Raw genomic sequence first — 24211 nt, forward strand, 5'->3', positions numbered from 1 at the left:
AATCGATCGCTCGCGTCGCCGCTATTGCTGTAACGGGTCAGAGCGGTCGTGCGGCCGATTCCGCGCGACGGGACAAGATGTGGCTGCGTGGTCACCGACACCTGCTTCGAAGTATTGAAGGACGAACGTACGCGCTGCAGTACAATCCGTCCCGTGTCAGGCATAAGGGAGCATCTCCTGCAGCAAGCGATCCGCGGCGGATAGCTGATCAAGCCGAAGCACGAGCAGCTCGTTCAGCCGCGCTACCCGAGACTGAAATTCCTCACGTATCGATCCGTTATCCACATCTTCAAGCAGGCCATTGAGAACTCTAAGACATTCGATAACGACATTGACCTTCCGTCGCAGCAACTTAGTCCGTTCTGGTCTGGACGATCAGGTATCGCTCTCGACTAAATGGCAGCGGGATGATGTTGGCAGCCACCGGCTCGGACGCTCCATCACGGATCCTCGCTGGGACACTTCCAGCGTGACTCGCTGATGTTGAGGTACTTGTCATGGAAGCACCTCAAGCTGCGCGCACAGTGATCAGGAACTTCTCGACCTCTGTCTTTAGCCGCGCGCTGTCGTTCGACAGCGTTTGCGCCGAGGCAAGCACCTGACTAGAGGCAGAGCCGGTTTCCGTGGCCCCTTGCTGCACCTCCGTGATGTTGGAGGCGACCTCGTGGGTACCTTGCGCGGCCTGTTGGACGTTGCGCGATATCTCCTGCGTAGCCATTCCCTGTTCTTCCACCGCGGCTGCAATGGCGGAAGAGATTTCTGAGATCCGACCGATCGTGCCGCTGATTTCCTTGATCGCGACGACGGAATCCTGGGTGGCGGCCTGTATATCGGCGATCTGGTGGCTGATCTCCCCAGTCGCCTTGGCAGTCTGTTCGGCGAGCGCCTTGACTTCGGAGGCAACGACAGCGAAGCCGCGTCCGGCCTCGCCGGCCCGCGCCGCTTCGATCGTTGCGTTCAGCGCCAAAAGGTTGGTCTGCCCCGCGATCGTATTGATCAGTTCGACCACGTCGCCGATACGAGTTGCCGCCTGTGACAGCTTGTTGACGCGAACGTTGGTTTTCTGTGCCTGATCCACCGCTGCGCCGGCAATCCTGGCTGCGTCCTGCACTTGGCGGCTGATTTCGACGACTGATGAGCTCATCTCTTCGGTGGCGCAGGCAACCGATTGAACGTTGCTCGAGGCTTCCTCGGAAGCCGCAACGACCATGCTAGAGCGCTGCTGGGTGCTCTCGGCTGTCCTGCTCAGGGTCTTGGCCGCCGCTTCGAGCTCGGTCGAGGATGATGAGAGCGTCTGGATGATTTCTCCGACCGCATCCTCAAAGCGTCCAGCGAGCTGGTGCATGTCCGTCTTGCGCTGGGCGGCCGCACGGGCCTCTGATTGCGCCTGTTCGGCCCGCAGCCGGTCGGTTTCGAACATATTGTCTTTGAAGACCTGAACCGCCTCGGCCATCTCGCCGACCTCGTCAGCGCGGCCGACACCTGGGATCGAGGTCGACGTATCGCCGCTCGCGAGCCTGCCCATGGCGGCGGTCATCCCCTGGATCGGGAGGGCGATCGCGCGAGCGGTCAGCAGCGCAATGGCGGCCCCGAGGCCCAGTCCTGCCGCAAGCAAGCCCCACAGGACCAGCCTCAGGAAGGATATGCTCGTCTGCACCTGATGGCTTTCCTCGGCAAGCATGCTGTTCTGGTTCGTCTTGATGCCTCCAGAGCGGGTGCCGTCGGCGCCCTTCGGCCCGTCGAGCAGATCGAGAATCTTCACCGCGCGCGGCGCCGCTTCCGTTATGAGAATATGCACGGGTGCATTCCAGTCCGCTGACTCCCGGAACGCGAACATCTTCTCGTAAAGGAGAACAAATTCGCCCCGCGCCTTCGTGATCTTCTCGAAAGAGAGCAGCTGAGACGGCGTAAGCAGGTCCTTCTTCGCACTCACGGCGGTATAGCCTTTTTCAGAGAGCTCCCACGGCTTGAAGAATTTCTCCTTGTCGTTCTTTTCGCCCGACAGGAGGTACATGCGAAGTTGAGCGGTGGCAGCGGCAAAATTGCCGCGCGTGTCCGCCATTGCTTTCAGCAATCTCTTACGCTCCGCCGTCGCCTCCTGGCCCTCCTCCTCGTTGATCATCTTGGTGATCTCGGAAAACATTGTTTCGGTGCGCGGACCGGCTTCGGTCACAAGTAGCTTTGTCGCTGGATATGCATCGGAAGTGAACGCGACGGCTTCGGCTTTGTCTTGGGCAGCTCGGAACTCTGCGAGCAGCGCCTTGGCCTCGGCCCATTTTCGGCTGTTCTCCGGGTTGGTAAAATGTACCGCCTTCTCATCGAAGCCGGCAACTGTGGCATCCATTTCCTTCCACATCGCGGCCCGATCTAGCTTGCCTTGCGGATTTCCGGTCAAGAGATAGCCACGCAATGTCGCCAGTGTGGAATAGAGATTGCCGACCAGCTCTGTGCTCGCGAGCGCGACGGGTGTCCGCAGGTTCACCATGCGATCGACGGTCGTGGAAATCCCGCCGACCGCAAACACGGTGTATCCGACTGAAAGCGCGATGATCGCGCATACGGAAAGAAATCCCGAAATCAGCCGGCCACGAATCCGAAGTTTGAGTTTGAAGGGCATGGCAACACTCCGCGGGTCATTGGACCCTTAAAAAGATTGGCAAGAATGGATTTGGATGTGACGCGCTTAGTCGCCGCAACCGACGGCGGCTTTTAGGTCAGATGGCAAAAAGATCCCTCGTGGGGTCACTCGATAATAAAACAGTAGCTCAGGTTTCCCGTCCCTACTTGAGCGTGCAGACCATGGTGAAGACAATTGGCTGCGAGTTGGTTAAGAAGAAATCGACCCTGATTTTCCTCACGCGCGCAAAAATTGCTGCTTCAGCGCGTATGATGAAATTAGCTCGGCGCATTTCGCAAATTTTTGGTTCGCCCGGCCGCGAAATGCGCGAGCAACCCAAAAACTGAGCCCCAAGACGGTCCTTCCAAAGCTACCTATGGAAAGTGAGATAGCCAGCTTGCGACAACTTGTCTCAAATCATCGTCGCGGCCGAACTGCAGGCTCGCCGACAGACGGGAACAAGAACTCGATTCCCGCATCCGAAAAGACGCGACGAAGAATCTCCGTCGTCTCGTCCGACATTGGGGGAGCATCATCGTACTCTTCAAGCCGACGAATGATGGCGGACGAAATCCCCGTTCGCGCGGCCAATTGTTTCACAGACCAATTTAGGATGCCGCGGGCTGCGCGCAGTTGCGCGCCCGTAAGCTGCGATGTTGCCGCGTGTTGAACGGAGAGCTTTTCCTGATGCACGTCAATGGAGAGACCCATCCATTCCTGGATGCTGCCGTCCGCATTGGTGACAGGCACGGCCGTGCAATGATACCACCGATATGTATTGTCGGGCTCTCGCAGGCGATGCTCGACGCTGTACCGCCGTCCGGTCTCGACCGAGGCCGTCCAGCTTCTCAAGGCCGCCTCACGCTCGTCTTCGTGAAGAAGATCAGCCCAGCCTTTGCCAAGCAACCGATGCGCCTCTGGTGTCTTCTCGCCATTCGGCAGTGCCGTGATTCGACCGTCGGAACTACCGATCCACAGCAGACCGCCTACCACCTGGGTCAAAGCGCTGTAGCGCTCGGCGTCACTTCGCAGCGTCTGGACCAACCGACGTTGCGCTGTAATGTCGAGAGCGATCCCCAAAATACATTCCGGCTCACCTGCGCTATTCAGTAGCACTTCGGTATGGCAGTTAATCCAGCGCAAAGCGCCATTGGGCCGAATGATGCGAAATTCACCGTCGAGCAACGTCCGATCTATCATCAACTCGCTGGGACCGCGAGTCGGACCGCGATCGTCCGGATGAATCCTTCGTTGGATTTCGGTGTATGACGGCGACACCGCATGCGGATCCAATCCGAGCAGCCTAAAAAAGCCACGCGACCATTGCATCTGGCCGGCTGCATCACAGCGCCAGACACCTGCTCCCAGCTTTTCTTCAATCAAACGAAGCACATCGGATATACCGAGATGTGCCTCCAGCTGCAGCAAATTAACCCCCGTTCTCAAATACAAACATTCAACTCTCAATTGCAGAACAATTCAACACTGATGTTTGAGTGAACCCGGCCATACGGTCGCAGGCCGGTGGAACGTCTCTCCACGGGCAACGCCAACGAGAGAGGGCAACGTCGTGCGGTCCTAGAGACCGCCTACACCTCAACCCGGCCAATCGGCTGCGCGCCATTCGACGAGGCCAATGACCCGAAAATCCCTTCCGGCACTGCTGATTTTCTCGAGCATGGTGGCACTGGTTGTCGCATTCGGATTTCTAGCACAGTAAGACCCGCGGATTGTGTGCGACGTCCTCTTTTCCCCCGATAGCGACTCAAATAGCGGACGTCGTGCACTTCGCATTTGGGCCAAGCGGTAGAGTAGCGCTCTAGATATTTGGAGGGGCCTCTTACCAGGCAGGCCCTGTTGCCGCGAGATGGTCTATGGACGCGAAATCAGCCACACGATTTAAACAGCACGTAGATCGGATCATGGAGAGTTATCCCTGGCGCTCACGCTCGCCCAAGAATCTCCAGTAGCTGAGTTTCTGAGATTGAGGACATCGGTCGGCGATATCATCTCTCGGAATAGACTCCGTGCTTCAGGAAAACATTTACAAAGATTATCCCGGTCTGGATGGCATGAAAGGCTGACTGATAACTTCGGCTTCGGGTCAAAGAACGAACCCGCTCTCGCGGGAGGGCTGGCGGCGCGGTCCGCCGATCACGTCTACCGCTGTAACCGTTTGAACGAGCACAGGTGACGGGCGGGCGCTCCGTCTGCAGGATCGAGGGGTCAAGCACTCCAACCTCAAGACAGGAGCCCCCAATGAGCGAGAAGCCCATCAGCCCGCTGCGCCAACGCATGCTCGACGACATGAACATGCGCAGGTTCGTACCCGATACGCAACGCGAGTACATCCGCGCCGTCAAGAGGCTTAGGGTTTTCCTCAGCCCTCCCCCCGACAGTGCGACGGCGGAAGAGCTGCGCGCGTTCCAGCTGCATCTGACCGAGGCCCTGAGGCGGTGGACGCCGGGTGCGTCGCCTATTTGCGCAAGCCGTTCGCACGGCAAACCTTGCGGGATGCCATTGCGAGAGTACTGGCGTAACAGGCGCGGCGCTCCATCGGGGTAGGTCAATTGGGCGCCCATAACCTCAGCAGACTGAACCGCAGGTTGTTCGGCTAGGTGTGAGGCTAGTGAGAACGGGGCTGTCCGTTTTGATCCTGCGCAAGCCGGAGAGTTGCGGTGCTTGAGCAACGGCCAATGGCGAACTAGACCATGTACTCCGCGAAGTGGACAAGTCCGTTCTGGCTTCAAACCGGAGATGGCCGGCTCGCTAGGGCGCTACGGAACTGCTCAATGTATTCCGCTGGCAGGTCCCTTTGAGATCGCGCGCGTTGCAGCTTCAAGACGGGCCGCGATCTCGCTCATCCGGCGCGCCAGATCTTGGAGCGTTGTTGGCTGTACTGGGCCGGCGCCCCTTGGGGAATTCAGCTCCGTTTGCAGGTGCTCGAACTCTGCCTTGCACCGCTCCAGCTCGGCGAGAAGCATTGCGAGATCATCCATTTGGCCGAATGCGCCTCATTCCGGTGAGCTGGGGCCGTCGTACCAGATCAGGGGCAGGCGCGGCACTTGGGAAATTTACGGGTGGGCCGACCCGCTCTCCGCCGCAGGTCGATGATCCCGAGACACACATCTGGGTAGGAGATCAGCCGGCATTCCTGCTGGGTTGGCGGTTGGCACGTGGGTACTGCGGCTAGTCTGTGTCTGTGGGTGGGCCCGCTGTCCAGGTTAGATCGGAATGGCATCGTGTGGGTTTTCATCGCCGATTTTGACCCCGAAGCTCACGCCGACCTTGATCTCACGTGACCGTAGTTGAACAATTAAATTTTGTGGTGGAGGACATAATGAACAAAGCCATTGTTGCTATCGGGCTTGGGCTTGCCCTGTCGGGCGCAGCATTCGCGCAAGAGAAGTCGGCTAAGGAACAGCTTGTTGGTGCGTGGACGCTAGTCGCTGTTACCAGTGAAATGGACAACGGCCAAATAGGCGAACCCTTCGGTCCTTCCCCAAAGGGTGTGATGATTTTCTCAGTTGATGGCCATTTCTCGCTTTTCCAATCGCGCGCGGAAATTCCAAAGATTGCGGCTAATGACCGAGCCAAGGCGACGCCCGAGGAGGCGCAAAGTATCGTGGCGTCAAGCATTTGCCTATTACGGCACATACTCGGTTGACGAAAATACAAAAGGTATGATGGTCAACCTTGCAGCCAGCACCTCCGCGAATGTCGCCGCCATTCCCAATCAGAAAAGAACGATTACTTTGCTAAACTCAGACGAACTAAAATTCGACAATCCCTGAACTCCAAACGGTATGACGCTGCGAACCACTTGGAAGCGCGTAGCGGCGCCCCAGTCGAATTTGAACGGTGGCAATCGCACGCGACATAACGCCACTCTGTAAAAAACCGGAAAACCAACCGGCTGGTTCTCGTCAGATGGTGTCAGAGCGTTGGGCACCAGACGAAAATCGGCCCCGACCAACACGGGGGCTGGCGGTCGGGGGCCGTCCCTTCCAGTGCGCCACAGGCGGCGGTCGTGGGCACACGCGCTGACGTTCGGGTAGCGACAAACCGGTACACCAACTGGCGCGCGCTCTTTCAGGCCGCAACGTGTGGATTGACAACTGTATAGCCGCGCAACGATCGCGCGTGCATCCTTGTCGCGTGTCCGCCTGAGTTGGCGTCATACGCCATCCAAATGTCGCCTCTGAGATGCTGTTCTAGTACGAAGACGTGCCCACGGCGTGCCGCGACCATTCCGGGCGACGGCGACGTACGCGGAAAGCGTAGCCAGTTGGCTGCGAGGTTTAGTTCAGGCACCACACGACCAAACACGCGCAGCGCTGCGCCACAACCACAGAATGCCGCCGGGCAGCCGGGCGGCCGACCCCCGGCGATCCGGCTCTCAGCAGGGACACTCATCGCCAAGCTGTTGGCTGCGGTTACTACGAGTTGTTTGGGACGATACGCCTGCAGTGAATATTGCGAAATTCGTTCGCCGCGCGTCTGCGCGGACGAGAAGTCACATGGCATGATCACGTTGCATTCGGGCGCGTGGCCGATGCGGTAGGGTCTTGCTTCCGAACAGATCGAGCTGAGGACAACGAAGAGACACGCAGAAAATACTTGCTTGAACATTGCAGGGCTCCAAAATGAGGTCCTGCCCCGAGTACCAAGCAACAAACAACAATTTGGCCGAAAAGCGGCCAAGGTTAACAGCGATCGCGGTCCAATATCGTCAACCCTCACGGCCAGACGTTGCGACGCTATCTGATTAACTCGCAGAGAGAGAGAGAGAGAGAGAGCCTTGCACTCGTCCGACTTGTCAAGTCTGCTCCGGGGTGACCACCGGCAACGCTCGGATCGAAGCGATATAATTTCCGCTTCGCGCCCCTGAGCGGCTGCCGGTGTAGATGGAGCCCTAACAAACGGCCCCGACGCATTCCACGTCGGGCCCTTAAGATCGTCGAGCCGGTTACATCCGCCGTGCCCTCTGATGCTTGATGTGTCGATTACCGCCCACGATCTAGTGCAGAGCGTGCACTGCGGCCGCAATAGCAAGGCCGTTTGAACAGTCGTCATAACACGCGCGTCGATGTTAATGCCACGAGGTTCCCGCACCTGGACGGTTGCTTGGGCAACAATTAAAAGTCGAACCGCTCGTTCCTGCGCGCCATGAAGATTTTGGAAGCCACGAGCCGCGGCGAAATGTCAATTCATGATCGTAAGCAGATCCGAACCAACCCGGCGTAGCTCTCGCTTTTTCTCGACCGGTCAGCCCGAGCTCTCACGCACCAGCCGGGCAATTCTGCGAGGACCATCCCACACCTCTACGGCGGGGTACGTATCGAGAAATTTCTCTGCTCGCGTTCTGGCGCCTTCATCCGTCAGACTGTCTTGATAAACCGCCCGAGCAACGCCGGATAAATCGACCACATACGCAACGTACCGCATGGCAGTTCCCAAGTGCCGGAAGCTACAATACGACTCCGCCAACTGTGACGGCCTTCGTTTCATCTTACTTTCGAACCTTTGACGAGCGCCGGCTGGTGATCGAGACTTGCTCTTGGACAACCTGCCGCGCCTCCACCTCGCCTGTTTGGTTTAGGAGGGCAGGAACTCTCTTTCGGACGTTCTCTTGCCAGCCATCGCAGTACTCTAGAACAATTTACGAGGCTCCCAAGATCGACCTATGGCTTAGGAACCAACCGGCGCCTACGGACCCGAATACCCGAATATCCGTTTCGGTTGGAGTTCGTTCCGCAATGGGGACCGGGGCGCCCCTTCCCCGGTGAGCCATGCTTGCGCAGGGGTCGGGGCCGTTCCGCGCGACGCGCGCTGCATTCACAAGATCCTCCTTGCGCGAGGATCTGTAATGGCGCGCCTCGCCCCCGCCGAAAGTGGTTCGCTACAGAGGAGGTGGCGCAGGCTTGGATTGATGAGAACGATCGGGAGGGCGTCGGCTTCGAATACGAGGTGATCGGCGCGCCAGCGTGAACTTCATTGGCAAGCCATGTCGCAGAGCCACCGCGCGGCCGCCCGGCGGATAGGATCGAGAGAACAACCCCTCGCGCGTGGCCCAATTGTGCCGAAACATACAGCCAGCCAGGGCGCGCGCGAAAGCTGCGGCGTGGTCATCCGAGGTTCAGGAAGGAACGTCTAAGGTTGGTCAGCGGGGATGGGCTCCGCCGGAGTAGCATGGATGAAATACAAACTTACACTTGCCGCAATAACCGTTCTCGGTGGGGCGGCATTCTCAATTGCAACGGCATCGGCAATGCCCGTTGCTCCGTTGGGACAATCAAACATCGCGAACGTTGAGACGGTAGCTCTGGTTTGCGGCCGGCACGGATGCGTCCGAACCCGCCCGGTCTATCGTCCTGCCTATCGCCGCGGCGTAGTCGTCGTTCGTCGGCCTTATGCCCATCGGTACTATCGGCGCTACTGATCAGAGGTTTCGTTCACGTAAACTGGCGTACCCTACTTGTAAAAAGGCCGCCAACTGAGGCGGCCTTTGGTTCTTTGCTCAACCGTTTTAGTGAGGAGAGAGGACAGCGGCCACGTTAAACGCCAGTGGAACCAGAGCGCATGCGCCAGCTGAGAGCAGTCCCTATGTCACCGGCCTCCTTCGCGCATGCATTCCTGTGGGAGAAGTGGTAGCCAACTGCTGAGGTCCGACATTTTCTGGCGTTATTTGGACGTCATCCAACAACTTCGCGAGTTCGTTTCGGAGATTTATGTTCATAGCAATTGCTCCGAGGCAGTTTCGCTGAAGAAGCGCGAAAGACGCAAACTGCCGGCGATTGGAATAACACAGAAGAGCCGTGTACGGTTGCGATCCACTGCGAGCGAGGCTGGATAACGCGCGGAGCTTCTTAGGCGGCTCGCGGCATCTCGCCCCACGAGCTGCCCGTGGCCCGTTCAATGTCCTGCTCGTCTCTATAATCAGGCGAAGAGATTCACGCCACTGAACCGCCTGCACGCCAGGCCAGGTTGACGCTGCTTCGCAAAGCGTCGAGCTCTAGAACGGCTCGCCGGTTCTCGTGAATGCGCTGCAGCGGACCATCTGCTTGTTGCACTGCTTCCACTCTTCGCCATGCAACACATTCAAATCGGTATCAGATCACCTCTCTACACATGAATCCCGATGTGCCGGAACGCGCCTTACGAGTTTGCATTGTTTGTCAGTCTGGTGATTTGTAGTGAGGTCGATCATGCGTCCGCTTTCTGGAATGATCGTGATTGCAGCGGTCTCAATCTGGACGGGGCTTCACGCCGCCCCAGCCGTTGGGCAAACATTCAATGATAGATGGTCCATCGTGCCAGACGCTCACGCCGAGCCCGCTCCTGAAGGACTCGATAAGACAAAGAAGGAGGAGCCGCAAGCGCAACGCCCGAGCGGACAAGAGCCCCTGAAAGATCGTTCAGGCGCTCAATCTTTCAATCGAGTTATTTCCGGAAAAGCCTCCTACTATTCGTATTCCAAAGGCAAGACAGCGAGCGGTTCATCGTTTGATCGGAATCTACTAACCGCGGCGCATCGCCGTCTGCCGTTCGGCACGAGAGTCCGCGTCATTGATCTTGAGACGAACAAGTCGGTGGTGGTTCGTATCACCGACCGCGGACCATGGGTCCGTGGCCGCGTCCTCGACCTCTCGCTGGCGGCTGCGCGCAGCTTGGGGATTACGAATCGTGGCGTGGCTCAGGTTCGTGCTGAGGTGTTGTAGCGGACGACCATGCCCTGCGAAAACACGCGACCGCCGCCCACGCGCCCTTACGTCAATAGTCCGCCTTTTGGCCTGAAACGAATCTGCCGTGTCTCTAAAGAACCCTGACGCTATCGCGGCCCTCGTATCCGTCCTCAGGCTCGTCCACGGAGACGAAGTCGCGCGAACCATGCTCCTGGAGGGTATGAGCCTCGCCACGCTGACGGACACGATGTTCTCCGCGCCGATAGCACATCGCGATGCCGTTCGATACGTCGCGAGTGCCTTAGATGACTTCGCCATTACACCAGAACTTGGCTCCGTCTGGCATCTTCGTTACCTGTATGATGATCAACCCGGCTCATTTCGCGTCGTCGATATGGAGATAGCCACGCCGGCCGGTACGCTGTCCAGCAACGACCTTTGGCTTCGGCTGCCCGTCTAACTTGCAATGCGGACCGTGCTTCGACGATTAGCCGGAGCCCCCTGCCCTACGTGCCGGCCTTGTAGGTCTGGATCGTGCCGGCCGTTATCTCACAGCATGAGAGGGCGCGGCTGCAGCTCATCGATGCCTTTCCCGGCAGGGCTGCGTCTTTACATGCCATCGCCTGAGCCCGGTTGGCCGCGATGATCCAACTGCTCCCGCGCCCGTTCACGTAGGCGAAATTGCGAGATCGGTGACGCCCAGCGAGCTCTGAAATCTTGATCTAACTTGCATCCTGCGTGCAGGCTGGCAGCTCTCTTAAATCCGCGGGGGATCGACCTTCCGAGCACGAACGCGACGAAGAGCGACTGCAAGGAAGATTTTAGAAGCTACAATCGAAACCGGCGTGTGCAGAAAGTATTCGCAGTTGAGCGGCACGAGGCGTGCCAAAGGACACTATGCCCGTCGAAGTCGGAAGAGCCCAGCAGGACAAAGAAGTTCAAATCCTTGCAGGCGGATGTCCACAGTGGCATCACGTATCGCCATTTAGCCGAGTTACCGTAGTTCCTTACTGTAGCTTATTTCTAGAGCCGTCCACGGTTTGCGAAAAATGAACGTCTTCGCGAAAGCTTAGCGCCCAGAGTTCGGAGGAGTGGATATCCTCGGCGCGGCGAGAACCAGGGACCAGTAGCTCGCCCCCTTCCGCGAAAGCGCTCTGCGTTTTTTCCGCGCGGAGCTTGTCACTTCTACGGTTCGAGCCACGTTGACACATTAGATCGCGGGAGCCGCTAGGCTCAGTCGCGCTTGACCCGAAGTGAGGTGTGGGGCTCCCGGCTGACGGTTAGCCTCACAAGCCACCTGCGGAATCCTCCGCGAAAAGTGTGGAGAGGTAGTCTGGAGCGGCCGGATTATGGGCGCGATGATGATGCGCAAGGAGCCCGCGAGCGCGCCCAGGAGGCCGTTCGAGAAGCCGACGGGCGGAGGCGGAAGCCTGGTCCGTCCGCATGGAATGCTACGGGGGCCCTGCGCAGCCCTGCCCGACGATCGATCAATGCTTAGTGGCGGACTCGCCTGGCTGGAGGTTGAGTGCGCCCGCTGCAAGACACGCGAGCCTGCCATTCGACGTCATACATCGGCATAAGCACACGCCGCTCTGGAGTTTAGGCGCTTTTTCCTGCCTCGATCAGCCTCGAACTTTCGGCGATCGGACTCATTTGCCGACGGCGCCTTCGCGCGCAGCGCTGGGCCCGAGCGCACAGGCTAAAACTGTGCTAAACAACGAAAGTCAGCACCATCGTCAAGGGTTCACATGGAGCACCAAATGGCTTCCACGCGGGACGACAGCGTCGCGGAACGGCAGATCGCGGAGGAGCTTTCGCACCTGACGCGCAAGGCGGAAGACGGTGCCTCGGTCCAGCCGACCATGGAGACGTCTCGCGCACCGGCAACGAACCATCAACCGACGAAACAGCCCCACGTGGCCTTCGTCTGCTCTCTGTTGGCTGTGTCCTTTGCTGCTTGGTGGTGGTGGTCGTCCTCCGCACAACCGGCGATGAGGGCCCCTTCGGACCCTGCACCCCTGACGCGGGGCCCCCGAGATGCTGCGGCGCCGAAAGACGCGGCGCCGTCTGCAATCGCCCTGGTTTCCGACTTGACGCAGCAGCTGCAGTCGATGACGCGCGATCTCGCTGCCTTGAGGCAAGCAGTCGAACAGCTTAACGTGACGCAAGAGAAATTGGTCCACGACAATGAAAATGTGGCGCGCCAACTCAAGACAGGCCAGGAAGAACTCGCACGTAACAGCCGTGTCATCGACGATGTCAAAGGGATCCAGATCCAGATGGCCCGCGAAAGTCAAACGCTCACCGATCGCCTCAACGCAAACCAGGAGCAACTCGCCCGCGCCACGGCGAACGCCTCAGCACCAAAGGAGATGATGCCTGAAGGTACGAACGCAATCCCAGAAAAGCCACAGGTCATGCAGGAAGTACCATTGCCGCGTCCACGGCAGTCGGCCAATGTTGCCCAGGCGCCAAAGCCGGCGCCAATTGCCAGACCGCAAGCTATAAAACCGCAACCGTCGTTATCGTGGCCATGGTCGCGCTAAGCCGCGACCGACCTGCTCCTGCGGCCGAAACTAAAGCTATGGAGACGGGCGCCGTTGACTGCGGCTCCTATTCAGACTTTCGGATCTGGCCCGCTGTCGCCCCGCGGTCCCTTTCGCTACGTAATCGCCCTCCCGTAGACCTTGTAAACCCGCGAAATCATCAGGATGATCGGCGAGTCGTAGCATCGCTCGCGAGGCCTTCATGCGAAAATGCGAAGTCGCCGTGCTGGGTCTAGGACTCATGGGCGGAGCAGCGCTCAACTCATTGTTGGATGCCGGCGTCGATGCGCTCGGCTTCGACCCTGTCGGACCCGGTTCGGATCGAGGCTCGTCACATGGTTCATGTCGAATTTTCCGTCGCTTCAATTTCGAAAACCCCAACTACACCAGCCTGAGCGACGAGGCTCATGCCGGTTGGATCCGGCTGCAGGCCGAAAGCCGTCAAACGGTTCTGACGGAAACCCCTGTTTTGGAGGCAGGCCTCCCCGGCTCTGCGATGGTGGCGTCGTCACGCGCGGCCGCGATCGCGAAAGGGCGCCCTGATCCGATGTTGACCGCGACCGTAGCGAACAAGGAATTTCCGGCTTTCGCCCTGCCCGACGACTGGGACGTCGTAGTACAAGACGGTGGCGCGATACTGCGGACCGGTGTCGTCATGAGACTGATGCGCTCACGCGCCGGCAACCGTGTGATTCCGGAACGCGCGAGCTTCACGCCGCACCACGACGGCGTATCGATCCGCACGGTGACCGAAGAGTTCTTCGCCGAGCGCGCGATTCTGGCGCTGGGTCCATGGCTCGGTCGCGCACTCCCGACACTGGGCGCGCTGCTCAACGTGACCCGACAGGCGGTCGGCTGGTTCAAGCCGACCCGCCCTGACACTGTGGCGCTCGGTCGTTTCCCGATCTTCATTCTGGACCGAGGTCCGAACGACGTGGTCTACGGCTTTCCGGACTTCGAACAGCGCGGCGTCAAAGCGGCGCCTCACAACCACGGGCCCGTGGTCGGCCCCGACGACTGGGGTCCGCAGGCCACCGAGGCCGAACTCCGCCCGGTCGGCGATGCGTTGGCGGCCCTTGTCCCGGGCGCGGCCGGGCCAATCATCGATCGAGACGTCTGCCTCTACACCAACACCGTGCCCGCCGACCGCCTGCCCGATGCGGGCGAGGAATTCATCATCGATCGCTGGCCGGATTCCCGCCTAATCGTCTGCTCCGCGTGTTCAGGCCACGGTGCGAAGTTCGCGCCTGCCATCGGGCAAAGGCTTGCCCGACTGGCCACCGATCCGTCCTACGAAGCGGAGTCCTTCTTTCAGCTTTCCCGATATTCTCAATTCGCCTGAGCGGATATCGCGGCGTGGCCGGATCGGCTACGTTACCCTAGCGGTGTCACTGGCCGATATGTTCTGCGCCGGCGAGCTTCGGCGCGGGACCTCCGAATTCGCGCGCGAAGACTATTGAAGCGCGAATTGAGCCTTGAGCCGTGGTGTGAATCGGCGTGGCCCGAGGCTGATCGGCACGATAAGTCTCTGATTCACATCACATTGGAGGGGGCATGCTTCGATGCCGATTCACATCCCGGCCTTCCGCCGACCTGCACGCTCGTCGGCCGGACGTGCCGCGGTGGTCTCGCAGCGGCGAGCAAATCCTGTAGCTTGTAACCGTAGTTAGTCACGTCAACCGCGCCTCACCCCACCGAAAATTTTAGAATCCTCAACGCCTTGGTCATTCCCGTTTGGAGGAGCGGTGATCCTCGGGTAGGCGGGATACGTACTCGTCCACATTCCGGACCAGCGGAGCACTGATAAGGTTTTGCGTATTACCTTATCAGTTGGCCAGCTGACTCCGCTTCGTATGAAAGCTTATCAGTCGATCAACTGACCCCGTTTTGACTCGAAAGCTGATGAGTTCGCCATCTGGCTCTGTTTCGTACGTCTGCTTATCGGTTTTGTAGGAAGCAGAACCGTTTAGCATTTTTCGGGTATCGCTCGCTGGGGGAAAAATCAATAAAAAAACTGCTCGACTGCTGCAGCTCAGGTTCTCTCGGTAGGGGAGAGATGGCATTCTCCGACGGGCACGCGTTGAGGACGGACTACGGTACGCCGTAGCGCGCGAATTCCTCGGCGATGTCGCCCCGGACAGCTTTCGCGGCCGCGACATCGGCTTCTCCCGAAGCCGTCTCGCCGCGGCGGATCTTTGCCCGGCCGCGACCGTACAGCGCGGCGGCGAGCGTGGGGTCGATGCGTAGCGCGGCGTCGTAGTCGGCGATGGCCGCATCGGTCCGTCCAGCCTTGAGGTGGGCGAGCGCGCGGGAATCGTAGGTCGCAGCCGTATGCGCGCCCGACCCGATCGCCTTGTCGCAGGCTTCCACCGCGCCTTGCGGGTCGCCCGTGCTCGCCCGGATCCAGCAAAGGCCGCTCCAAGCCACTTCCATGTCGGCGTTCAGACGAGTCGCGGCGGTGTAGTCGCTTTCGGCGCGTACGAGATCGCCCTTCTTCAGCCAGGCCTGGGCGCGGTTGACGAAGGCGCCGGGGTATGCCGGCTGGAGGGCGATGGCTCGGTCGAAATCCTCCATCGCGGCGTCGTAGTCGCCTGTCCTCAGTCTCGCCGCGCCGCGGTTGTTGACGGGCTTGGCGAAGGTCGGATCGATGCCTATGGCCGCCTCGAAGTCGGCGACAGCGCGGTCGTAGTCGACCTTCGCTGCGTAGGCGATGCCGCGGTTGTTGTGGGCGATGGCCAAGGCCTGTGGCCCGCCACGGCCGGCTGCGATGAAGGCAGAGCAGGCCTCGATCCTCCGGTCGGGGGACGAAGCGGCGTTGCAGAGCTCGACGTTCCGGAATTGACCTTCCGGCTTCTGCGCCGACGCGGGGGCGGCCAGCAGCAGGATCATAACTGGCGCCGTCCCGAAGACCTTCAGCATCCCCGGCAGATGCCGAGAGCGCGGTCGGCCCTCCGCTGCCGGGGAGGCGCAACGGTCGGACCGGCCTTCCGCTTCATGACCGCATCCTTGCCCTCCTCGATCAGGGTGGCGAACTTGACCGTGCCGTCGTCCGAAATCTCGATGTGGGGCGTGGTGCCCCGGATCCCCAACGTCGCCACCGGCGTGTCCACCTTCATGCTCCCGGTCTTGGCGACGCTGCCGGCGACGAAGGTGAAGGTGCCTCTGGTCAGGCTGATCAGGGTTGAATTGTCCTTGCCGTCCGGATCGTAGACGAACTCGCTCATTTCCATGCTGGCGTTACTCGACAGGCTGAAGGAGCTGCCGTCGGCGAAATTGATACCGAGGCGCCCGTCGGCGCCCGTCCTGACGACGTCGCCCCGATAGACTGGATCGCCGACCTTCGCGCTGGCCCCGTTCTCGGACAGTCTCGCCTGCACAACCGCGGCATCGATATGCTCGATCACTGCCTTGCCAGCGACGGTCACGACCTTGCCGATTGGCTTGACGTCCTGCGCCCGAAGCGGCGCAGGCGGATACGCCACTGCAACGAGCAAAAGGCAGAGAAGTCCTGCGACCGTCCTTAGTCCGTGCATGCGTCGCTCCCGTCCGTGAAGTGCCCGCTTCGGCGGAATGATGCCAGAGCGCGCCCGGCGCACCATACCGCATGTTGCGACCGCCACTCTTTAGTCGCAACGGACGATGGTCCCGACCGCTCAGCGCCAACAAAAGAGCGCATTTGCGCGCACTCAGTCAACATTTCGTGAAGGGGTCTCGGGATGACAAAGCGTAGTCTGATGCGCAAAACCGGACACCTCGGCGGGTGGACTCACACGCGATCCATGGGTCCGGCCGCTTCGGCGGAAGCGGGCAGCATGCGAGGCGTTCAAGATGTCGCTCGCACGTGTCTTCACCGGTCTTTGGCCGGCGCAGAACCAACGCAGTCCGTCGTCCGTCCGCGGCGGGCGCGCTGTAGAGTCGGCGGTTGTCGCGAGACTCGGATGGGCCGGAGCGCTGTCTTTCGTCCCGTTGATCCTGACGGCGCTGAAAGAAGCGTGGGCCGCCGATCCCGATCTCGCGTTGTTCGACGATGCCTCCATCACCTACAAGGGCTTCGAGCATGGCACCTTCGAACTCATCACGAAGGAGGCGGTGCCGCGCCACATCATCGTGGACGATCCCGGGCAGACGGTCATCCTCAGCAAGACCGGATCGTCCGTCAGCTTCGCGCAGGTCGCCAACAACGCTTCGCGGATGGAGGACCTGCAGAGCCGGCAGCAGGACGTGCTCGACAACTACTCGAAGGACCATGGGCCGTCCGGATCCGGCACGCCTCCGGGCGAAGCGGTCGATCAGACGCTGCAGCCGATCGATTTCCACGCGCCGGACGGGCCCAATCCACAACATGCCCTTCCCGGGCTGGTGGTGCCGGCCAGCTTCGTGCCGGATGGGCCGTTGATCCATTCGCCACCGACACTGACGCTCGGGTCGGGCCCCGTCGAGATCGACACAGTCGCGTTCGATGAGTTCTCGGCGAGCAGCGGCAGCTTCTCGGCCACGAGCTTCGGCTCCGGCACGACCCCGACCTTCGGCATCGCGGGCGGCGCGATCGGCGCTTTCACCGTCGCGGGCGCAAGCTACGACGTCGAGAAGGCCGGCTCCTTCGGAATCCTGTACTTGAACAGCGGGACCGGCGCCTACGCCTACGTACCGAACAACGACGCTATCAACGCGTTGAAGGCGCCGAACGCCGACAGCTTCACGATCACGGCGTCCGACGACTTTGCCTCGGCAAGCCAAACCTTCACGATCGACATCGCCGGCACCGATGACGCGGCAGCGATAAGCGGCGAGACCGGCGGATCCGTCGCCACGATCGCCATGACTGCCGCCGCAATCGCGGCGGCGGCCATGGCGCACCACGTCCCAACCGCGACCGGCAAACTCGCCGACACCGATGTCGACGATCCGGCCAACACGTTTACGGCGGTGAGTTCTCCGCATGCCAGCGACAAAGGCTATGGCAGCTTTACGATGACGTCCGACGGGCACTGGACCTATGCGCTGGATTCCGCCAGCGCCGCGGTGCTGGCGCTAACGGCGGGCCAGACCCTGACAGACACCTTCACCGTGACCACCATCGGCGGCACGCCGCAGGTCGTCACGATGACCATCCAAGGCGCCGACGATCCGGCCGTCATCTCCGGGGACACGCATGGTCGCGTGGTCGAAGCAGGCGGAGCCGACAATTCCGCGCAGGGCGTCCCAACCGCGTGCGGCCTTTTGACCGCCACCGACGTCGACGGCCCGTCGAACGCGTTCGATCCCGTCAAATGTCCGGAGCCGAGCGACCACGGTTACGGCAGCTTCACCATGACCGCGGATGGGCACTGGACCTTCGCGCTCGACAACGGCAACTGCGCGGTGCAGGCGCTGAACGCAGGTCAATCGCTGACTGACGATTTCACCGTGAGGGCCGCGGACGGTACGGCACAGACGGTGACGGTCACCATCGAGGGCGCCAACGACGCCGCGGTCGTCTGCGGCGATATTTGCGGACGCGTGACCGAGCCAAGCAATTCCTGCGAACCCCCGCCAAGCGCCAGCGGCACCTTGTCCGAGCGGGACGTCGACAATCCCGACGACACCTTCACGGCCACGACATGTCCGCAGGCGAGCGACCACGGCTACGGCAGTTTCACGATGACGACCTGCGGCACGTGGACATATGTCCTCAACCCCGACAATCCCGCGGTCCAGGCCTTGAGGTCTTGTGACGCGCTGACCGACACCTTCACCGTGACCACGATCGACGGCACGCCGCAGATCGTGACCGTGGTCATTCAGGGCGCCGACGACCAAGGCTTTGACAACCGGGCCGAGCCCGCGTTCCATTTCGAGGCGGGTGCGGAACAGCAGCATGCCAGCTCGACGCCCCCGGCGGTCACTTCCTCGGTACCCGTCGCCGCGCTCAATCCGGAGTACGATTCCGCCGCGGCCGCATGGCCCCATCCGGCCGATGAGGCGCCGGAGGGTTGGCGTTTCGACGGGGAGGCTGCTGGCAAGGGCGGACAGCTACCCTTCCAACACGATCTGATCCTCTGAGAGCCGCCGACGCCTTCGTCGCGTCCGGCTGATTGGCGTTTTCCGGGGCGCTCCCATGGCTGCGCCGATCACATTCATGGACCCGCACCGCCATCAGCTGCACGGCCATCAAGAAGCTGCACGGCCATCAAGAGCCATGAAGGGGCGCTACTTCATTTCCGCTCCGAGGCACGATAATAATGAGTCATTGTAACCTCCAAAATCATACTCGGAAAGGCGACAGGAGCAGCACTTGCAGGATTCGCGATGTCCGCTTCGGGTCAATCGCGTCGGTCGGCCGTTCGGTTGACCACTTCTCGTCGGCCCGACAGCAGACATTCGCATCAGGCCGCCGCTCCGAAAAAAGGTCCAGCCGACCACGGCTCGATCGCGGATAGCTGTCCGCTTTGGGTCGCCAGAAGGAAAGCGTCCCGACTAAAGCGTTACGACACCCCGAACCAACTTCGCTTTAAACCTTTGATTACCGACGGTGAGAATTGGCAGATTGCAGAGTAAAAGCCCCAAAAGGTTTACGTCACTTTGCCGCCTCGAGGCCCCTTGATATTTTCGAGCTACTTGGAACTTATCCTTTCGGAGGTTGTTTACTGCTGTTGTCTAAGTGGGGGAAACAATGAAAGCGTCGGTAGTCTCGACGGATTCGAGCGATAGCTCGACTGCAGGCGAATTTCTGGCCACCGAAATACGAAGATCCCTAAGCACACCGCCTGCTGCCTTGGTGTTATTTGCAGCTCCTCAGCATGACCACGGAGCGATACTTTCTGCCATAAAAAAGGAGCTGCCCGATACCATCGTTGTTGGAGCTTCATCTGCCGGCGAGTTTACGAATGTGAGCAGTGGTCAAGGCTTGGCGTGTGCACTGGGGTTGGTGGGCGACGATGTGGTCTTCTCACATAGTGTTGGACGTAACCTCGCGATGGATGCCACTGCGGCAGCCCAGGAGATAGTTTCGAGGTTTACACCAACACCGCCCGGACGATTTCCGTTTCGGGCTGCTCTCGTTCTAGCTGATGCTCTAGCTGGGCATGCTGATATTTTAGTAGATCAGTTGACGTTAGCTACAGCCGGTCAGTATCAGTTTTTTGGTGGAGGAGCGGGGGACAACGCTCAATTTCAAAAGACCACTGTATTTTGTGGAGAAGAAGTTTTGTCCGACGCCGCGGTGGCATTGGAGATTCTCTCCTCGAAGCCGATCGGCGTGGGTGTTAGTCACGGCTGGAAACCTGCGTCCCGAGCCTATCGCGTCACGGCGAGCGACGGCATGAAAGTGATAAGCCTTGATGGGTTTCCAGCGATCGAAGCATTCGTAGAACACGCGGAAGAGACTCATCAGAACTTGGATCGGAAAGAACCGTTACCATTCTTCCTGCACAATATTATTGGGGTTGATAGCGGAGCTGAACATCGCTTGCGTGTTCCTCTGGCTGTGGATGAGGAAGGCGCAGTTGTGTGCGCCGCTGAGGTCCCCGTTGGTTCAGTTGTAAGAATTATGAAGACTAGCACGGCATCCGCAGTTTCTGCCGCGAAGCAGGCTGCAAATGCTGCTTTGGATGCATTAGGCGGCCCCCCAGCGGCGGCCCTTTTCTTTGATTGCGTCGCTACTCGCCTCCGTATGGGAGACGAGTTCGGGTTGGAACTCTCAAGCCTGCAAGAACGATTTTCGGAAGTGCCGTTGACGGGGTGTAACACCCACGGTCAAATCGCCCGAGCGGAGGGGCAGTTCAGTGGCTTTCACAACTGCACTGCAGTCGTTTGCGTATTTCCCGAGTAGGTCACTTGAAGGATGACGGGGCTCATCTTTTAAGTGGTTTTGCCAACGCCAACGGGAGGCGAGAAGCTGCCGCGCGATTAGCCAAGTTTATGGGAGGCGATGCTTTCCTCATTTTCTTGAAGGATGAAGAAACGGGGAGTTTTACGCCAGCTCAGGGATTTGACCAGCGCCTGCCTGGCGGCCCGTCTTGGCGAGCGTTTTTGAAGCAAGCATCAAGCTGCTGTGAGTTCTTCGGAGAGGTAGCATTTCCCGACGCTAACACGCTCGTTCCCGCGGTCGCTCGTTCGACCCCTGCGGCAATCCTGGTATTTGTCGGCAGGAACTTGTCTATCCCTTGGAATGATATCGAATCGAGCCTTCCGCTTTTAATTGAACTACTAAAGACTGAAGCGCGGGTTCATATGGCCCTAGCGCGCGCAAGTTCTGCCACGGAGGCGGCTACTCACGCAACGCATCTTGCGAGAGCACTCGATGGTGCGCGTAAAGATGTGTCCGCTACGTCCTTAAAGCTACAGCAACTCAATGCGACGCTGGAACAGCGTGTAGCGGAAGAAATCGCGCGTCGAACGGAGGCCGAAGCAGCGCTGCGCCAAGCTCAAAAGCTTGAGGCCATCGGTCAGCTTACCGGCGGTGTTGCACACGACTTTAACAACCTGCTTACGGTGATCATGGGTGGTCTTGATACGATCGGACGGCAGATCGCAAGCATGTCCGATGCGCCACAGTTTGGGCGCATCATGCGAGCGCAGGCGATGGCGCATCATGCATCCCAGCGCGCGGCCACACTCACCGCCCGCTTGCTAGCTTTTTCACGTCGCCAACCGCTGGATCCAAAGTCCATTGATGTAGATCGCTTGCTCGGGGGAATGAGCGAACTGCTCAAGAGCACTTTAGGAGAGCAAATCAGGATCGAGATAGTTGGCAATGCCGGTTTGTGGAGCGCCTTTGCTGACGCATCGGAACTAGAACATGGCATCCTCAATCTGGCGGTTAACGCGCGGGATGCAATGCCCGGCGGCGGACGACTTACAATCGAGACCGGCAACACCTGGCTGGATGATGAGTATGTTGCCGCGCTCCCAGAACCCGTGCCTCCCGGCCAATACGTTTTGGTTGCTGTCACCGACACTGGAACCGGAATGGATAAGGCAACCCTGGATCGCGTGTTCGAGCCGTTCTTCACGACTAAGGAGGTCGGCAAAGGAACTGGGCTGGGGCTAAGTCAAGTTTACGGGTTCGTGCGACAGACGGGTGGCCACATTAGGATTTATAGCGAACCGGGGCATGGCACGACGGTCAAACTCTATCTTCCTCGGTCCAAGACTGAACCCGACAAGCAGGAAGATCGCAGTATTCCGACAGCAACAATGTTACGGGGGAATGAGGCCATCCTCGTTGTGGAAGATCATGACGATTTGCGCGCGTATTCATCCGGTGTGCTCCGCGATCTCGGATATCAAGTTTTCGAAGCAGCCGACGCGGCATCAGCGATTGCTTTCCTTGAATCATCTCGCACCATCGATCTTCTCTTCACCGACGTCGTGCTCCCGGATGGCCTTCACGGACGTAACATCGCAGATCGGGCTAGAAGGTTGCATCCAATGATCAAGGTGCTGTTCACGACGGGCTACACACGGAATGCGATAGTCCACAACGGTCGACTTGATGCGGGGGTCAACTTGTTGAGCAAGCCATTTACCTTTCGCGGTCTGGCGGAGAAAGTACGAAGAATTCTTGACGAACAAACATGACTGAAATCGGATCGAGGCTATTCATTTGCCGGCCTTCGGATGGGTGCCGTCCTTCTCCTCCCGAAGTTGATCGTTTTCCAGATGCCGGAATGCTCAAATCCTCTGCGGAATCGCGAGACATAAATATTCGCCATCATTCGTCCAATAATTTCGGGGTTGCATGCGCAACGACTTACGCGAGACGTATCTGTTTGAAGCCAGGCCAGTTCTGAAATGGCGCTTGCATTTTCAGTGCGAGTCTAATCCGCTGAACCGCAGCCTCCCCTTCACGGTTTCATCGGAAGCAGCCGTTATCGGCCGGCCGGGCAAGCCTTCCGGAATGGATAGGACACTGCCATCTGATTCCCCGCGCTGCCCATCAACGTCCTTCGCCACTGCGATCTCAAGTCGGTCGCAGAAAGTTGCGCGGGTGCGTCGGCTCTTCTTGACTTCGCAACCGTAGCCTACTCAACTGAGAGCAGTGATGTTGCGAGGTGCGTCATGGAGCAGGAATTCTACCAGGGTCTCGCGCAGCGGGTCCGCGCCATCGCCCCGAAGGCCGATCCGTTCACCCGCCGTCGGTTGCTGGATCTCGCCAAGCGATACGATGCGAAGGGCAAGCCGGCGTCCCGGTCCGGAGCAAGCGAGCGGCCGCTCCCGGGGCCGCGCACAACGCCACCGCCATCGATCTTCTCCGGACCGGGCGAGGCCTGAGGCACCGGCGCCAGCAGCCACCTCAAAGGCCGTTTGTGATGAGATCACTCTCACCCGCTCCACGAACTCGGCCGGGAATCAAGAGTGCCAGCAGTGCCCCTCGAAGAAATCGAAAATGAGAATTGAGAATATGCTGAAAGCAGCACTCTCCAGGAACGCCGGGGGAGAGGGTGCGATGCCGGAGGCACAGAGCGGAATCAGCCGGCGGATTCGCATTTGAAGCAGCGCCACGTCGAGGGCGCGTTGCAATTGCAACTTTCGGCTTCTTGCAACCCGGACAGGCGGGAATGGAGCGCGGCATCGGGTTCGAGACGCAGGAGCCGTGCAGAGAATTTAGCTGAAGGGATTCGACGCGCTGGCTAACTCAGGAGAACTTCGAATATGATCCTGCGGAGGCTTCCGTGGCAAGCCTTTCGGCCTGTTCGGCGAGTACGGGCCCGCTGATTGCGTATCCGGGATCAGTCTAAGCCCCACTGCGAGGACAAGGGCGCACCGGGCCGGACGGACACGCTGAAGATAAAGTTCAAGGACTTCGGGATCATCACCCGCAGCGGTCTGTCTCCGTGGTGGTCTCGAGCAGAGACGACCTCGAGCGCTGTCCATCGCACTGCTTCAAAACGCGATGCCGCTTCCCAGGCTGGTCCGGCTGTTGGACGTCTCACTCTCCTCGCTGCAAGGGGAGGGCTTGGCAGAGCCGCAGTTTGGCCTGCCGATCTGATAGTCGATGGAAGCCACTAACTTCCCTAGGCAGCCGCGCGGGTTCGATGCAGCGGGAGGGCCATCAGGTGTCCTGAGATCGACCTTCGCGCCGAGACTGCTCATGTCACATTCGACGTGAATAAAGGTGATGCAATCGCGGCTGCTCTAAGCTAATTTCAGTGCTACGGCGCCACGCAAGAGTGCCACACAAAAACAGATCGCCGGACCGAAAACATCAATAAAATCAATGAAAAGCAGGATTGTGATCATAGTTCAATCCTGTCTGGCAGCACCAGCTAATTCAAACACTTACCTCCATCGTGCTCTCCGCAAAATTCGCGCCGGAAGCACCCCGGAAGCACGGTGAGCGGATCTTCGCCGCTCACCGATGCCTCGTGCAGCAATCAGTG

The 24211-nt window shown here is 59.6% G+C and carries 16 protein-coding genes and 1 pseudogene; 12 read left to right on the plus strand and 5 right to left on the minus strand.

What is annotated here, in order from left to right:
* Nucleotides 1–508: 508 nt before the first annotated feature.
* Nucleotides 509–2617: a methyl-accepting chemotaxis protein gene (locus IVB42_RS30730; protein ID WP_247367699.1), complete on the minus strand. Its 2109-nt coding sequence runs from the start codon at nt 2615–2617 to the stop codon at nt 509–511.
* 119 nt (nt 2618–2736) lie between these two features.
* On the opposite strand from IVB42_RS30730, the gene IVB42_RS30735 reads away from it, so the two are divergent.
* On the plus strand, nt 2737–2964 hold the full coding sequence (locus tag IVB42_RS30735; protein WP_247393587.1) for a hypothetical protein: 228 nt from the start codon (nt 2737–2739) through the stop codon (nt 2962–2964).
* A 70-nt stretch (nt 2965–3034) separates the two neighbouring features.
* Here the strand turns inward: IVB42_RS30735 and IVB42_RS30740 are convergent, their stop codons facing one another.
* On the minus strand, nt 3035–4045 hold the full coding sequence (locus tag IVB42_RS30740; RefSeq protein ID WP_039801407.1) for a PAS domain-containing protein: 1011 nt from the start codon (nt 4043–4045) through the stop codon (nt 3035–3037).
* A gap of 831 nt (nt 4046–4876) precedes the next feature.
* On the opposite strand from IVB42_RS30740, the gene IVB42_RS30745 reads away from it, so the two are divergent.
* Together IVB42_RS30745 and IVB42_RS30750 are read left to right on the plus strand one after the other, a co-directional pair.
* Nucleotides 4877–5182: a phage integrase N-terminal SAM-like domain-containing protein gene (locus IVB42_RS30745; RefSeq protein ID WP_018460443.1), complete on the plus strand. Its 306-nt coding sequence runs from the start codon at nt 4877–4879 to the stop codon at nt 5180–5182.
* 775 nt (nt 5183–5957) lie between these two features.
* The gene (locus IVB42_RS30750) at nt 5958–6284 is read left to right on the plus strand and encodes a lipocalin-like domain-containing protein (protein ID WP_247393585.1); all 327 of its coding nucleotides are present in this window, start codon (nt 5958–5960) and stop codon (nt 6282–6284) included.
* A 425-nt stretch (nt 6285–6709) separates the two neighbouring features.
* On the opposite strand, the gene IVB42_RS30755 is transcribed toward IVB42_RS30750, so the two are convergent.
* Nucleotides 6710–7249, minus strand: a complete 540-nt coding sequence (locus IVB42_RS30755; RefSeq protein WP_198293420.1) for a hypothetical protein — start codon at nt 7247–7249, stop codon at nt 6710–6712.
* A gap of 2576 nt (nt 7250–9825) precedes the next feature.
* Here IVB42_RS30755 and IVB42_RS30760 point away from each other — a divergent pair.
* From IVB42_RS30760 to IVB42_RS30780, 4 genes are all read left to right on the plus strand, one after another.
* A complete protein-coding gene (locus IVB42_RS30760) occupies nt 9826–10338 on the plus strand; it encodes a septal ring lytic transglycosylase RlpA family protein (RefSeq protein ID WP_083926609.1) in 513 nt (170 codons plus the stop codon).
* A gap of 184 nt (nt 10339–10522) precedes the next feature.
* The gene (locus IVB42_RS30765) at nt 10523–10762 is read left to right on the plus strand and encodes a hypothetical protein (protein WP_143274137.1); all 240 of its coding nucleotides are present in this window, start codon (nt 10523–10525) and stop codon (nt 10760–10762) included.
* A gap of 1300 nt (nt 10763–12062) precedes the next feature.
* Nucleotides 12063–12848 (plus strand): hypothetical protein, encoded by a 786-nt coding sequence (locus tag IVB42_RS30775; RefSeq protein ID WP_026234034.1) that lies wholly within the window; start codon nt 12063–12065, stop codon nt 12846–12848.
* Between the two features lie 202 nt (nt 12849–13050).
* Entirely contained in the window at nt 13051–14190 is a 1140-nt protein-coding gene (locus IVB42_RS30780; RefSeq protein ID WP_083926610.1) for an FAD-dependent oxidoreductase, read from the plus strand.
* A 749-nt stretch (nt 14191–14939) separates the two neighbouring features.
* Here the strand turns inward: IVB42_RS30780 and IVB42_RS30785 are convergent.
* Together IVB42_RS30785 and IVB42_RS30790 are read right to left on the minus strand one after the other, a co-directional pair.
* On the minus strand, nt 14940–15737 hold the full coding sequence (locus IVB42_RS30785) for a tetratricopeptide repeat protein (protein WP_245288580.1): 798 nt from the start codon (nt 15735–15737) through the stop codon (nt 14940–14942).
* Between the two features lie 23 nt (nt 15738–15760).
* Nucleotides 15761–16381 (minus strand): FecR family protein, encoded by a 621-nt coding sequence (locus IVB42_RS30790; RefSeq protein ID WP_026234035.1) that lies wholly within the window; start codon nt 16379–16381, stop codon nt 15761–15763.
* Between the two features lie 295 nt (nt 16382–16676).
* On the opposite strand from IVB42_RS30790, the gene IVB42_RS30795 reads away from it, so the two are divergent.
* The 5 genes and pseudogenes from IVB42_RS30795 to IVB42_RS30815 form a co-directional block, all read left to right on the plus strand.
* Nucleotides 16677–18890 (plus strand): VCBS domain-containing protein, encoded by a 2214-nt coding sequence (locus tag IVB42_RS30795; protein ID WP_247299817.1) that lies wholly within the window; start codon nt 16677–16679, stop codon nt 18888–18890.
* 610 nt (nt 18891–19500) lie between these two features.
* Complete coding sequence (locus IVB42_RS30800; protein WP_247299815.1) at nt 19501–20658, plus strand: FIST N-terminal domain-containing protein; 1158 nt, start codon at nt 19501–19503, stop codon at nt 20656–20658.
* A 5-nt stretch (nt 20659–20663) separates the two neighbouring features.
* Complete coding sequence (locus IVB42_RS30805) at nt 20664–22409, plus strand: ATP-binding protein (RefSeq protein ID WP_231190465.1); 1746 nt, start codon at nt 20664–20666, stop codon at nt 22407–22409.
* A 480-nt stretch (nt 22410–22889) separates the two neighbouring features.
* On the plus strand, nt 22890–23102 hold the full coding sequence (locus IVB42_RS30810; RefSeq protein ID WP_204512002.1) for a hypothetical protein: 213 nt from the start codon (nt 22890–22892) through the stop codon (nt 23100–23102).
* A gap of 471 nt (nt 23103–23573) precedes the next feature.
* Nucleotides 23574–23820 (plus strand): annotated as a pseudogene (locus IVB42_RS30815) (DNA polymerase IV); the annotation flags it as partial.
* Nucleotides 23821–24211 lie beyond the last annotated feature (391 nt).

Source organism: Bradyrhizobium sp. 45 (genome assembly GCF_023073155.1).
In the GTDB taxonomy this organism is placed as follows: domain Bacteria; phylum Pseudomonadota; class Alphaproteobacteria; order Rhizobiales; family Xanthobacteraceae; genus Bradyrhizobium; species Bradyrhizobium canariense_D.